This is a genomic window from Pseudoalteromonas lipolytica, assembly GCF_003515105.1.
Taxonomy (GTDB): domain Bacteria; phylum Pseudomonadota; class Gammaproteobacteria; order Enterobacterales; family Alteromonadaceae; genus Pseudoalteromonas; species Pseudoalteromonas lipolytica.
Genome location: NZ_CP032090.1, coordinates 3,042,490 through 3,055,827 on the forward strand (window position 1 = coordinate 3,042,490; position 13,338 = coordinate 3,055,827).

Below are 13,338 nucleotides of genomic sequence, written 5' to 3' on the forward strand. Positions count from 1 at the left end.
TCAAAAGAACTTACTTCTTTTTAACTGCTTTTTTGTTTGGAAGGTCAGTAATTGAACCTTCGAAGATTTCAGCAGCTAGACCGATTGATTCGTTTAGCGTTGGGTGAGCGTGAATAGTTAACGCAAGGTCTTCACCGTCTGCGCCCATTTCAACTGCTAAGCCGATTTCGCCTAGCATCTCACCAGCATTGATACCCACCATTGCACCACCGATAACACGACCAGAGTCTTTATCGAAGATAAGCTTAGTTTGACCTTCAGTACGTGCTGAAGCGATTGCACGACCAGACGCAGCCCATGGGAATACAGCTGTTTCGATGCTTAAACCTTGCTCTTTCGCTTCTTTTTCAGTTACACCAACCCATGCAATTTCTGGATCTGTGTAAGCGATTGAAGGGATACACTTAGGATCGAAGTAGTGCTTCTGACCAGAGATAACTTCTGCCGCAACGTGTGCTTCATGAACCGCTTTGTGCGCAAGCATTGGTTGACCAACGATATCACCGATAGCGAAGATGTGATCAACGTTTGTTTTAAGTTGCTTATCAACATTAATGAAGCCACGCTCATCAACGTTAACGCCCGCTTTATCTGCATCAAGTAGTTTACCGTTTGGAGTACGGCCAACAGCAACAAGTACTTTGTCGTAACGTACAGGCTCAGCAGGTGCGTTTTTACCTTCAAATGTTACATATAAACCGTCGTCTTTTGCTTCAACGCCAGTTACTTTAGTAGATAGCATTACGTTAAACTTGTTCTTAACGTATTTTTGGTAAATCTTGATAACGTCTTTATCTGCAGCGGGTACTAATTGATCAGCAAACTCAACAACGTCGATTTCAGAACCCAGTGCACGGTACACCGTACCCATTTCAAGACCGATGATACCACCACCTAGTACAAGTAGTTTCTCAGGAACGTCTTTAAGCTCAAGCGCACCAGTCGAATCAATTACACGGTCATCTTCAGGGATGAAAGGTAGATTTACTGGTTGTGAACCTGCAGCAATAATAGCATTGTCGAATGTGATTGTTGTAGTACCTTCTTCACCTTCAACAGCCAGGGTGTTGCTACCAGTGAATTTACCGTAACCATAAACCACTTTCACTTTACGCATTTTAGCCATGCCGTCTAGGCCGCCAGTTAACTGACCGATTACAGACTCTTTCCAATCACGGATTTTGTCTAGGTCAATTTCAGGCTTACCAAAAGTAACGCCGTGAGATGACATTTCTGCTGCGTCATCAATCACTTTAGCTACGTGTAAAAGTGCTTTTGAAGGAATACAACCCACGTTTAGACATACACCGCCTAATGTGTTGCGAGACTCTACCAATGTGACTTCTAAGCCCAAGTCAGCAGCACGGAAAGCTGCAGAATAACCACCAGGACCACCGCCTAGTACAACAACTTGAGTTTTTAATTCGTTGCTCATGCTATTACCTTAAATGTTTGAACGGGAACACTGCCCCTAAGTTAAACTGCCATGTTTCTGCAAGGCAGAAAGTGAGAGCAGATATCTATACAAAGATTGTTCTATGGCAAAGATTGTATCATTGCCAATGGTAAAAATCCCAGCAAAAAACACCTTGCTGGGATTTGATTCTTATAAATTATGACGCGATTACATCACCAATTGGCGAATATCGCTCATATAGCTTGCTAGCGTCACAGTAAAGCGTGCTGCTAGTGCACCGTCAATAACCCTATGGTCGTATGACATTGATAATGGAACCATTAACTTAGGTTCAAACTCTTTGCCATTCCATTTAGGTTTCATCTCCGATTTAGAGACACCTAAAATAGCCACTTCTGGTGCATTTACGATAGGCGTGAATGCGGTACCACCGATACCACCAAGGCTTGAAATTGTAAAACAACCACCTTGCATGTCAGATGACGTTAGTTTGCCATCACGCGCCTTAGCCGACACGTCCATTAGCTCGCGAGAAAGCTCAATGATGCCTTTCTTATCAACATCTTTGAATACTGGCACAACCAAACCATTAGGTGTATCGACTGCAACACCAATGTTGATGTATTTCTTCAAGATTAAACTTTCACCGTCTTCAGACAACGAAGAGTTAAATGTCGGGAACTCAGCCAGAGCTTTCGCTGCTGCTTTCATGACAAACACAAGTGGCGTGATTTTAACACCCAGCTTTTTCTTCTCAGCCAGTGCATTTTGCTCTTTGCGGAATGCTTCAAGACTGGTGATATCAGCTTCATCAAACTGTGTAACGTGTGGGATTTGCACCCAGTTACGGTGTAAGTTAGCACCTGACAGTTTTTGAATACGTGATAATTTCTTCTCTTCAATCTCACCAAACTTGCTAAAGTCAACTTTTGGCCATGGAATAAGACCCAGCTCACCACCGCCTGTATTGCCTTTGCCTGCATTACCTGATTCAACTTGCTTCACAAGTTCTTTAACGTAGTTTTGCACGTCTTCTTTAACAACACGGTTTTTACGACCCGTGCCTTTAACGTTTGCTAAGTTAATACCAAACTCACGCGCTAAACGACGAACAACTGGCGATGCATGTGCATACGCGTTGTTATCGGCAAACTCTTCTTTGCTAGCTTGTGCTGAAGCAGGCTTAGCCGCAGGGGCTGCCTCTGCTTTTGCTGCTGGCGCAGGTGCTGACTCTGTTTTCGCTTTAGGCGCTGACGCTTTAGCACTGCCCGCAACTTCAAATACAAAGATAAGAGAACCTGTTGAAACTTTATCGCCTGCAGCAACTTTGATTTCTTTAACCGTACCAGCAAAAGGTGCTGGTACTTCCATTGAAGCCTTATCACCTTCAACGTTTAAGATTGATTGATCTTCTGACACGCTATCGCCAACAGCAACCATGACTTCGGTTACTTCAACTTCATCACCACCGATATCAGGCACGTTAACTTCTTTTGTGCTTGATGCAGTGTCAGCGGGCGCTTCGTCAGCAGGTGCAGACTCTGCTGTCGGAGCGTCAGAATCACTAGATGCTGTTTCGAAAACAAAGATTAAAGAGCCTGTTTTAACTTTATCGCCTGTCGCGATTTTGATCTCTTTAACGGTACCCGCAAATGGTGCTGGTACTTCCATTGACGCTTTGTCACCTTCAACGCTTAATAAAGATTGCTCTTCTTCAACCGTATCACCAACAGCAACCATGATGTCAGTCACTTCAACTTCGTCGTCACCGATATCTGGTACCGTTACGTCTTGCGTCGCTGAACCTGAAGATTGCTTAGCAGGCTCTGGCTTTGATTCTTCTTTTAGTTCAGAAGATGCAGAAGCTTGCTCTTCACCTTCGAAGATCATAATAAGTGAACCCGTCGTAACAGTGTCACCTTCGGCTACTTTAATTTCTTTAACCGTTCCTGCTTGTGCAGCAGGAACTTCCATTGATGCTTTATCGCCTTCAACCGTTAATAACGACTGATCAACCTCAACCTTATCACCAACGCTAACAAGGATTTCGGTTACTTCAACGTCATCGCCACCGATATCTGGTACTTTAATTTCAATACTCATTGGAACCTCTTATGCGTATAGCGGGTTAACTTTGTTAGTGTCGATGTCGAACTTCTTGATTGCTTCTGCAACCACAGACTTCTCAACTTCACCACGTTTAGCAAGTTCAGATAATGTTGCAACAACAACATAACCTGCATTAACTTCAAAGTGACGACGTAAATTTTCACGGCTATCAGAACGACCGAAACCGTCTGTACCAAGTACTTTGTAGTTACTGCTTGGTACAAATGAACGAACTTGCTCTGCGTAGTTCTTCATGTAATCCGTTGCGGCAACTGTTACAGCGTCTGACAATGCTTCAGTGATGTAAGCAGTCTTTTGCTCTGCATCTGGGTTAAGCATATTGAAACGCTCAACATCTTGACCATCACGTGTTAATTCATTGAATGAAGTTACTGAGAATACATCTGAACCAATACCGTACTCTTCACTTAAGATTTGGGCAGCTTTACGTACTTCAATCATGATAGTACCCGAGCTTAGCAACTGTACTTTCGCTTTATCACCAGCCACGGTTTCAAGCTTATAGATACCTTTACGAATACCTTCTTCAGCGCCTTCTGGCATTGCTGGTTGATGGTAGTTTTCGTTCATCAGTGTTAGGTAATAGAACACGTTCTCTTGATCTTCACCGTACATACGACGAATACCGTCTTGCATAATAACTGCAACTTCGTAAGCGTAAGTTGGGTCATAAGAAATACAGTTAGGCACTGTGTTAGCAAGAATATGGCTGTGACCATCTTCGTGCTGCAGGCCTTCACCATTTAACGTTGTACGACCTGCAGTGGCACCTAATAAGAAACCACGTGCTTGTTGGTCACCCGCCATCCATGCCATATCACCAACACGTTGGAAACCAAACATAGAATAGTAGATATAGAATGGGATCATAGGTAAATCGTTGGTGCTGTATGATGTTGCAGCAGCAACCCATGACGACATTGCACCTAACTCATTGATACCTTCTTGTAATACTTGACCTGATGTAGCTTCTTTGTAGTAAGAAACGATGTCACGGTCTTGAGGCGTATAATTTTGGCCATGTGGGTTATAAATACCGATTTGACGGAATAAACCTTCCATACCAAATGTACGTGCTTCGTCAGCAATGATAGGCACAATATTTTTGCCAATACCTTTGTCTTTAAGCAACACATTAAGTGCACGAACAAAGCCCATTGTTGTAGAAATGTCGCGCTTTTGCTCTTCAAGTAATGGTTTAAATGCCTCTACTTCTGGTAAGACTAACTTTTCAGAGAATTTAGCAATACGCTTCGGTGTGTAACCTTGAAGTGCTTCACGGCGAGCGTGTAAGTATTTGTACTCTTCTGAGCCTTCTTCAAGTGTTAAGTATGGAAGATCAGCTAATTGATCATCTGACACAAGATCTTGTAAACCAAGACGCGAACGTAAGTGTGCTACGTGTGTCATGTCCATTTTCTTAACTTGGTGTGCGATGTTTTTACCTTCAGCCGCTTCACCCATGCCGTAACCTTTAACCGTTTTCGCTAGGATAACAGTTGGACGGTCTTTCGTTTCTTCCGCTTTTTTGAATGCTGCGTAAAGCTTTGATGGCTCATGACCACCACGCTTAAGTGCGAAGATTTCTTCGTCTGTCATATCAGCAACAAGTGCTGCTGTTTCTGGATAACGACCAAAGAAGTGCTCACGCACGTAGGCACCGTCTTTTGCTTTATATGTTTGGTAGTCACCGTCAATAGTTTCGTTCATTAACTGTAGTAACTTACCGGTTGTATCTTTAGCAAGTAAGATATCCCAACCGCTGCCCCATACAACTTTAATCACGTTCCAGCCTGCACCTTTAAATAGGCCTTCAAGCTCTTGAATGATTTTACCATTACCCATTACTGGGCCATCTAAACGCTGTAAGTTACAGTTGATTAGGTAACATAGGTTATCTAATTTTTCACGTGCAGCGAATGAGATTGCACCACGTGATTCTGGCTCATCCATCTCACCATCGCCTAAGAAAGCATATACGCGTTGGTTTTTAGTGTCTTTTAAGCCGCGACCATCTAAGTACTTTAAGAAACGCGCTTGGTAAATTGAAGCAATTGGACCCAGACCCATCGATACCGTAGGGAACTGCCAGAATTCAGGCATTAATTTCGGGTGTGGGTACGAAGGAAGACCTTTACCATCAACTTCTTGACGGAAGTTATCAAGCTGCTCAGCTGTTAAACGACCCTCAACGAATGCACGCGCATAGATACCTGGAGAAATATGACCTTGATAATAAACTAAGTCACCGCCGTCTACATCGTTTGGCGCTTTAAAGAAGTGATTAAAACAGACTTCATAAAAAGCCGCTGAAGACTGGTAAGACGCCATATGGCCGCCTAAGTCGAGATCTTTTTTCGACGCGCGTAATACGATCATAATCGCATTCCAACGAATGATTGAACGAATACGACGCTCAACATTCACATCCCCTGGGTAGGCTGGTTCTTGATCTACTGGAATGGTATTAACGTAGTTAGTAGTTGTGCCAGTAGGCATATCAACACCGTCTAAACGGGCTTGCTCTAACACTTGCTCAAGTAAGAATTGAGCACGTTCTACACCTTCTTCACGCACAACAGACTCAAGGGCTTGTAACCACTCTTGTGTTTCTAGCGCGTCTACGTCAATTTTATTGACTTCAGACATATGGAGGTTTCCTTATGTTTAAAATACTAATTATTTTAATAAATCTTAAATTAAGTAGTTAACTAAACTTAGCTAATCACTTGCTTAATGTTGTTTGGTGCGTCTTAAACTACGTTCAATCCGCGAATGCTCTTTGCCAGCCTCAAGTAAGGCTTCTTCGATAAAGGCCAAGTGAGCATTACTAGCAAGGCGTGCTTGCTCTGGGTTTCCTTCAATAACCGCATCCATTAACAGTCGTCTATGCTCTGCGAGCTGCTGGCTGATTTGCGGCTTTTTTAACAGTACAGTTAAATTTTGTAATACATTTTGCTCAAGCAATGCTTGCATACCACGCACTAAGTGCAGCAACACGACATTATGAGACGCTTCAGCTACGCTGAAATGAAATGCATTAATTGCTTTTGCTTTTTGCACAATGTCATCATTTACAAGCGCAATATTGTCAAAGCTTTGTTTTACTTTTTTAAAATCATTCGTCGTACCACGCATTGCAGCATAATAAGCTGCGATTCCCTCAAGAGCATGACGAAATTCAAGTAAATCAAATTGTGATTCAGGATGTTTACTTATCAAATCAAAGAGTGGATCAGTAAGCCCCTCTTCAAGCTGATTTTTTACAAACGTGCCACCCCCTTGACGACGCGTGACTAAGCCTTTAGCTTCCAGCTTTTGAATAGCCTCTCGAAGTGATGGACGCGATACTTCAAACTGTTTCGCTAACTCACGTTCAGGAGGTAATTTTTCGCCTGGCGCTAACGACCCCTCAAGAATCATATTCTCAAGTTGTTGTAAAATTACATCAGATAATTTTGCTGCTTTTATCTTTAAAGACATTTATCAACGTCCGCGTTGTTTCGGCCAAGCCCGCTAAACACAGGGTTTTTAGCCATAAGACTCAACCAAAAGGTAAATTGGTCATACCAAATTTGTAGCATACGTTATCAAAAACCGGTATTTCTGTCAATTTCACTGCGCTCAGCGCCAACTGACACGGTACTCCATTTTGCATAAAGATTAAACAGTATGGAAGAAAGTCGCTATTTCGGAAGAAGAAAACAATAAAAAATAAATGGTCAGACCAGATTAACAAGCACGCTCTGAGAAGTCAGCTATTCGATGTTAGCTGATTTGAGTGGCTTTGTAGAAAGGCAAAGTAGGAAGCATTACAGTGCTGAAAAATCAAAACTCAAACGACGTACATTAACAGAATGATTCATGACTGAAATCATTCCTACAAGCTTTACTCTTGCAGCTCGCTGACTTTAAAAGCCGTTCCCGGCTAAAGCCAGCCCTTGCAACTTGCTAACTTTACTACGCCAACCCACCAAATAGAGTGAGTGCGGCAATAATGACTAAAAAGAACAACACATTACGTTTTACGAGTTTCATCATACAGGTTGCCTCATAAGTGCAACCAACATACTGCTGCTCAATTTGCTCTGCTGCCAAAGCTGTTTGAGTAACCACTTTGCGATTGCTTACTGAAAAGTCCAACACGTATTTCAACCAGCAACTGGTTCCTTTATTAAAGTTGCCAATAACAAGGTAACCAAAACTTGCAATGCGCGCAGGTAACCAATCTAACCAAAATAATAAGGTATGAATTAGTTTAAAGCGTTTTGCATACACCATATTATGGTTTTCTCTTACCTTGTCAGCGTAAGTACGCACTAAGCTATAGAGTATTGCGCCCGGTACACCCAATATCACAAACCAAAAAATAACAGCACAATAAAAGCGGAAATTAAGCCACGCGAGTGTTTGCCCGAATGTTTCCCCTTGGGGCTCAGCTTCTGTTTTCTTTTGGCCCATTTGTAATGCAAATAATGTCGCAGCTTCTTGATCGTTTCGCGTTAGGGCATTGAGATAAGACTTATACAGTGCTCGTTGCTTAGCACAGCCAAAACACGTTAATAACACCACGGTGTTAACCGCTAATTGCCATACTATAAAATCTGATAACTTATAAACTAAGGCAATAGCAATCACTGGTAACATTAACCAGATAAGAAAACCAACGGGCGAATTAAATAAGCCTTTATCTGATAAGTGTTTTTTAGAGTGCTTTAGGTAGTGATCGGCATAAAAACCAATTTGCCAGTAATCAGCCCGCGCCCCAAGACGCTCAATGACTAGCGCAACTATAATTGAAATCAAGATCATGCTTGTTACCTATATCCTTTAAATTAAAACACTAAATCAAAAAAGTATGGCCAATCAAAACTCTCGCCCGGATCCGTTTTTCTACCGGGTGCAATATCGCAGTGGCCGACAATACGAGAGCGGGTTATTTTTGGGTATTTATCTATAAGTGCCTTTGTCACTAAGTGTAATGCATTATATTGTGCTTGGGTATACGGCTCAGTATCAGTACCTTCAAGCTCAATACCTACACTAAAGTCATTACATTGCTGACGGCCATTAAACTCAGACACACCTGCATGCCAAGCACGCTTTTCAAATGGCACATATTGAATCACTTCACCCGTACGACGAATAAAACAATGCGCAGATACTCTAAGCCCCTTTAAGTCTACAAAACTATCGTGTGCCTCACAGTCTATGCAACCCATGAATAAATCATCCACATATCGCGTGCCAAACTGCCCTGCGGGTAGCGAAATATTGTGAATCACAAGTAATGACACTTCATTATCAGGACGCGCATCATAATGCCTGCATGGCCGCTGTAACACACTGTTTAACTGGCCTAATTCGTTTATATGCATATTAAAAACTAACAATGACAATAAAGTTAAACAGTGTAAATGGTTCGCTACTCAGGGTCTAGCCGCATTCATTTGTGAAGCCACCCACAAGGACTTTTAATCCACGTTAGCGATAAATCTTTAACTTCTAATACAAGGTCAAACATAGTAAAATTTAGCCAATTTATTAATAAACAATGAGCTTTCGACATGTCAGTCCCTCACTCTTTAATTAGCCAACTGGTTAAACTCGCCCTTGATGAAGATTTGGATTACCAAAATGCAAACGACGGTGATATCACGGCTCAACTCATCCCTGAAAACGAGCAAGCGAATGCCAAAGTAATTACTCGTGAAGACTGTGTATTTTGTGGCAAAGACATTATTTTAGAAGTGTTCAAGCAAGTAGATGCAACGGTAAAAGTTGATGTATTAGTAAACGATGGTGATAAAGTCGCTGCAAATGCCACCTTATTTACAGCGTCTGGTTCTGCACGTGCCATTTTAACCGCAGAGCGTACAGCGCTTAATTTTGTGCAAACGCTTTCGGGTACAGCAACAACCACAGCCCACTACGTTAAAGAACTTGCAGGAACAACCACGCAGTTACTTGATACTCGTAAAACGATTCCGGGCTTACGTGCGTTGCAGAAGTACGCAGTCAAATGCGGCGGCGGCGCGAATCATCGTATTGGTTTATTCGATGCATTCTTAATTAAAGAAAACCACATTGCAGCATGTGGTGGCATTGATAAAGCCGTGGCACAAGCAAAAGTTAATCATCCATCAAAACCTGTAGAAGTCGAAGTTGAATCTTTAAATGAGCTTGAGCAAGCCATTCATGCGGGTGCTGATATCATCATGCTTGATAACTTTACTGTGGAACAAATACAGCAAGCCGTCATCCTTACTGATAAGCGAGCAAAATTAGAAGTGTCTGGCAATATGACCCTTGAAACACTAAAAGCTTATTCGCAAGCAGGTGTTGATTTTATCTCAAGCGGCGCACTTACAAAAAATTTACAATCAATCGACCTATCGATGCGCTTTAACGCGTAACCCCACCCCATTTTTGCGTATTTAATGTTTACCTAATTCGTTGACAACGAAATAAAAAAAGCATTAAATACGTAAAAAGCCTGAATCGGTAACAAAAAATCAATAACTTTTCAGTTCTTTTAGTTCTTTAGTATCATTGTGTCCTAATGACTTACGTAAGTTTACAATTAATTCAATAAGTTCCAGCAAGGATGCATGTGTATAAATAGTTCAATTATGGATTTTTAAGCTTGATCTGTCTCAAACTAAAGTAGGAAACTTCTGAAAAACCAGTTATCTAGCCGGAAAATTGCTTTCAAATACATTAATTGATGCTAAAGTAAATTAACAAACACTTAATGAACAAAAGTTTAAAATCAACTTGTTAACAATCACGATTTTTAACAGAGGTTTTAAGTAAAACTGTAAGAATAGTCCTGTATGTTTAGCATCGATTTTACAATGCTGATCTAACAGCTAAACTTACAAAACATCATATCCTTTAGGAGAGGAACAAAATGACACAACAAAAGCAACAGGGTTTCACCCTAATTGAATTAATGATTGTTATCGCAATCATCGGTATTCTTGCAGCAATCGCTCTACCGCAGTATCAGACTTACACCAAAAAAGCACGCTTTTCTGAAGTTGTTTTAGCAGCATCTTCGGCGAAAGGCTTAGTAGATGTATGTTTTCAAACACGTGGGGCTGGTACTTTAACTAACTGTGATGAAGCTTCAGAGATTGGTCTAAATGCAGCTGGTGCAGCCGCAGGTGAGCACGTTGCTAGCGTAGCAATCGCACCCACAACTGCAGCTATTACCGCTACAGGAGCTGCAACAGTAGATAGTGTAGATTATGTTCTGACACCAACTCCAGCAACTGATGCTGGTGGTAACTCTTTAGGTACACTAACTTGGGCACAAACTGGCTCATGTATTGCAGCTGGTATCTGTTAATAATTTAAGCCAAGTTTTGTGATTAGACATAACGGCTTTACGCTAATTGAGCTAATGATAACAATTGCCATAATTGGTCTATTATTATCATTAGCCCTTCCTGCATATAATAATCAATTTAAACGCTCTAAGTTTACTGAAGTTGTACTAGCTACCAATGCGGTTCAAAGAGCCATTGAACTTTGCTACCATAGAAATTCTGATCTTTCTAAATGTGATAGTTTCACAAAGCTGGGCAGAAAAAAATCTGATTTTACAGCACCAAAATACATTTCAAATATAGTGATAACTAACGCCGCCGGTTTAATCATTACATCAACAGCAACAGATGCCGCATCTCTATCTTACGCGGACACATATATCATGGAAGGCAGTTTAAATAACGGCCAACTTATATGGCATCGTTCTTCAAGCAGCACCTGTATTAGCAATGGTACTTGTTAGAAAAAAACTAATCCTTCATCTGTACTTTTTAGCTTAACTAATCCCGATTTAGTAATTACCTTGCATGGTGAGAAACTGCATTCACTCGATACCGGAACACTCAAAAAATATTCATACATTTCTATTGGTGGTATAGCATTTTTTATCATCATTTCATAAAAAGCCCTCCCATTGCTTTGAATTGTTGGCTCATTAAAGTGATACATAGCTTCTTCATGAACAGGACGTCTATCTTCACCTTTTAAGACAGTGAAGTAAGAGCCTTCCCACTTAACTATATAGGCTAATCGTTGCCCATCTATCTGTGTAATACCATATACTAAGGATATGACTTGTAAAATAACTATAAAACTAAAGTTAATAGCATTCTCGAGCTTAGTTTTGAATGGTGATAATAACCAAAAGTTAAATAATGGGCCTATGATGAGGTCTATAGAAAAGATAATTACTGCTAGTCCAACCAAATCTGTTAGCATATATCTTCCATTATCAAACCAGCTAAAGAAAAGCCAAGTAGCAACTAGAAATAAGAGCAGCCCACCCACTAGAAAATGAATAAAACTCCAAACAAACTTTGTTTTATAAACCGTTAACGTATTTTGCACAATTGAGACCCGAATCCTCTGAATCTTCGTATTTAAGCAAGATAACATCACCTTATCAATTGTTTCAGCCTCAAAAGGCCGCTACTATTAAGTAAGATATTAAACATCAATCAGTAACATATGGATTTACAATGAGTAAAGTTCAAGAAAAGCAATCTTTAGATACTTTTGAATGGGTTGGTGTAAGTGCTCGAGGCAAGAAATTAGAAGGAGAGCTTTCAGGGCAAAGCATTGCCTTAGTCAAAGCTCAATTGCGTAAGCAAGGCATCACCCCTTCAAAAGTAAAACGTAAGGCAAAACCTTTATTTGGAACTCGGGTTCAAAAAATTACCCCTAAAGACATTGCTTTAATTACACGCCAAATAGCGACCATGCTAATGGCAGGTGTACCGCTTATTCAATCTATTGAAATGATAGGTTCAGGTGCTAAGAATAAAAGTGTTGCTAGGCTGATGGAAGAAATTGGTGACGAAGTGAAAGCGGGTGTGCCACTCTCGCAAGCTTTACGCAAACACCCCCGCTATTTTGATGATTTATATTGCGACCTTGTTGCGTCTGGTGAGCAATCGGGTGCCCTTGATAAAATTTTCGACCGTGTCGCACTTTATAAAGAAAAAGCCGAAGCATTAAAGTCTAAAATCAAAAAAGCAATGTTCTACCCGATTGCGGTATTAGTTGTGGCCTTAATCGTTACCTCAATCTTACTTATTTTTGTGGTGCCTCAATTCCAAGATATTTTTAACGGCTTTGGTGCTGAACTTCCTGCCTTTACTTTAATGGTGATAGGTATATCTGAATTTATGCAAGAGTATTGGTGGATAATGCTGATTGCTGTTATTGCTTTTGGCTATGCCTATAAAGAAGCCCTGCTTAAAAGCAAAAAACTCAGAGATGCCAACGACAGAGCTATATTAAAGTTACCTGTTATTGGCATGATTTTAAATAAAGCAGCAGTAGCTCGCTATGCACGCACTCTTTCAACAACCTTTGCTGCGGGTGTACCCTTGGTTGATGCGCTCGATTCAGCCGCGGGAGCCTCAGGTAATGCGGTGTACCGTTACGCTATTTTAGAAATTAAAGCAGAAGTTAGCTCAGGTAATTTGATGAACTGGGCGATGCGGAACTCTAAAATATTTCCTGATATGGTGATCCAAATGGTTGCAATTGGTGAAGAGTCAGGCTCTTTAGATGGCATGCTTGCCAAAGTAGCCACTATTTATGAGCAAGAGGTTGATGACGCAGTCGATGGCCTTTCAAGCTTATTAGAGCCGCTGATCATGGCTGTACTTGGTGTGCTGGTCGGTGGTTTAATTATTGCCATGTATTTACCTATTTTCCAGTTAGGTTCCGTCATTTAATCGATAAATAAAAATTGAGTTGATATATTG

General features: G+C 41.0%; 11 protein-coding genes. 4 read left to right on the forward strand and 7 right to left on the reverse strand.

The genetic code is table 11. The annotated features are described in order from the left end of the window. Window positions 1-10 precede the first annotated feature (10 nt). From lpdA to ampD, 6 genes are all read right to left on the reverse strand, one after another. Window positions 11-1,435, reverse strand: a complete 1,425-nt coding sequence (gene lpdA / locus D0907_RS13690) for a dihydrolipoyl dehydrogenase (RefSeq protein WP_036965933.1) — start codon at window positions 1,433-1,435, stop codon at window positions 11-13. A gap of 189 nt (window positions 1,436-1,624) precedes the next feature. Then, a complete protein-coding gene (gene aceF / locus D0907_RS13695) occupies window positions 1,625-3,520 on the reverse strand; it encodes a pyruvate dehydrogenase complex dihydrolipoyllysine-residue acetyltransferase (protein ID WP_118844617.1) in 1,896 nt (631 codons plus the stop codon). 9 nt (window positions 3,521-3,529) lie between these two features. Beyond that, window positions 3,530-6,196, reverse strand: coding sequence for a pyruvate dehydrogenase (acetyl-transferring), homodimeric type (gene aceE, locus D0907_RS13700; RefSeq protein WP_074988948.1), 2,667 nt, complete (start codon window positions 6,194-6,196; stop codon window positions 3,530-3,532). Between the two features lie 84 nt (window positions 6,197-6,280). Beyond that, window positions 6,281-7,030: a pyruvate dehydrogenase complex transcriptional repressor PdhR gene (gene pdhR, locus D0907_RS13705; RefSeq protein WP_036965924.1), complete on the reverse strand. Its 750-nt coding sequence runs from the start codon at window positions 7,028-7,030 to the stop codon at window positions 6,281-6,283. 477 nt (window positions 7,031-7,507) lie between these two features. Continuing rightward, a complete protein-coding gene (gene ampE, locus D0907_RS13710; RefSeq protein WP_118844618.1) occupies window positions 7,508-8,359 on the reverse strand; it encodes a beta-lactamase regulator AmpE in 852 nt (283 codons plus the stop codon). A 23-nt stretch (window positions 8,360-8,382) separates the two neighbouring features. Continuing rightward, a complete protein-coding gene (gene ampD / locus D0907_RS13715; RefSeq protein ID WP_118844619.1) occupies window positions 8,383-8,925 on the reverse strand; it encodes a 1,6-anhydro-N-acetylmuramyl-L-alanine amidase AmpD in 543 nt (180 codons plus the stop codon). Window positions 8,926-9,114: 189 nt separating this feature from the next. Between ampD and nadC the strand changes: the two genes are divergently transcribed. The 3 genes from nadC (at window position 9,115) to D0907_RS21220 (ending at window position 11,345) form a co-directional block, all read left to right on the forward strand. After that, a complete protein-coding gene (nadC, locus tag D0907_RS13720; RefSeq protein ID WP_074988951.1) occupies window positions 9,115-9,963 on the forward strand; it encodes a carboxylating nicotinate-nucleotide diphosphorylase in 849 nt (282 codons plus the stop codon). Between the two features lie 497 nt (window positions 9,964-10,460). Beyond that, window positions 10,461-10,901: a pilin gene (locus D0907_RS13725; protein ID WP_118844620.1), complete on the forward strand. Its 441-nt coding sequence runs from the start codon at window positions 10,461-10,463 to the stop codon at window positions 10,899-10,901. A gap of 54 nt (window positions 10,902-10,955) precedes the next feature. After that, complete coding sequence (locus D0907_RS21220) at window positions 10,956-11,345, forward strand: pilin (protein ID WP_279636386.1); 390 nt, start codon at window positions 10,956-10,958, stop codon at window positions 11,343-11,345. Here D0907_RS21220 and D0907_RS13735 read toward each other — a convergent pair. Then, complete coding sequence (locus D0907_RS13735; RefSeq protein ID WP_118844822.1) at window positions 11,342-11,950, reverse strand: fimbrial assembly protein; 609 nt, start codon at window positions 11,948-11,950, stop codon at window positions 11,342-11,344. The two genes, D0907_RS21220 and D0907_RS13735, sit on opposite strands and share 4 nt — an antisense overlap. 131 nt (window positions 11,951-12,081) lie before the next feature. Here D0907_RS13735 and D0907_RS13740 point away from each other — a divergent pair, with 131 nt between their 5' ends. After that, on the forward strand, window positions 12,082-13,308 hold the full coding sequence (locus D0907_RS13740) for a type II secretion system F family protein (protein WP_118844622.1): 1,227 nt from the start codon (window positions 12,082-12,084) through the stop codon (window positions 13,306-13,308). The last annotated feature ends 30 nt before the right edge of the window (window positions 13,309-13,338 follow it).

Bases quoted from the DNA above. Each gene is read 5' to 3' on its own strand.
- nadC (WP_074988951.1), top strand. From the start codon at position 9,115: ATGTCAGTCCCTCACTCTTTAATTAGCCAACTGGTTAAACTCGCCCTT.
- pdhR (WP_036965924.1), bottom strand. From the start codon at position 7,030: ATGTCTTTAAAGATAAAAGCAGCAAAATTATCTGATGTAATTTTACAA.
- D0907_RS21220 (WP_279636386.1), top strand. From the start codon at position 10,956: ATGATAACAATTGCCATAATTGGTCTATTATTATCATTAGCCCTTCCT.
- ampD (WP_118844619.1), bottom strand. From the start codon at position 8,925: ATGCATATAAACGAATTAGGCCAGTTAAACAGTGTGTTACAGCGGCCA.
- lpdA (WP_036965933.1), bottom strand. From the start codon at position 1,435: ATGAGCAACGAATTAAAAACTCAAGTTGTTGTACTAGGCGGTGGTCCT.
- D0907_RS13725 (WP_118844620.1), top strand. From the start codon at position 10,461: ATGACACAACAAAAGCAACAGGGTTTCACCCTAATTGAATTAATGATT.
- aceE (WP_074988948.1), bottom strand. From the start codon at position 6,196: ATGTCTGAAGTCAATAAAATTGACGTAGACGCGCTAGAAACACAAGAG.
- aceF (WP_118844617.1), bottom strand. From the start codon at position 3,520: ATGAGTATTGAAATTAAAGTACCAGATATCGGTGGCGATGACGTTGAA.
- D0907_RS13740 (WP_118844622.1), top strand. From the start codon at position 12,082: ATGAGTAAAGTTCAAGAAAAGCAATCTTTAGATACTTTTGAATGGGTT.
- ampE (WP_118844618.1), bottom strand. From the start codon at position 8,359: ATGATCTTGATTTCAATTATAGTTGCGCTAGTCATTGAGCGTCTTGGG.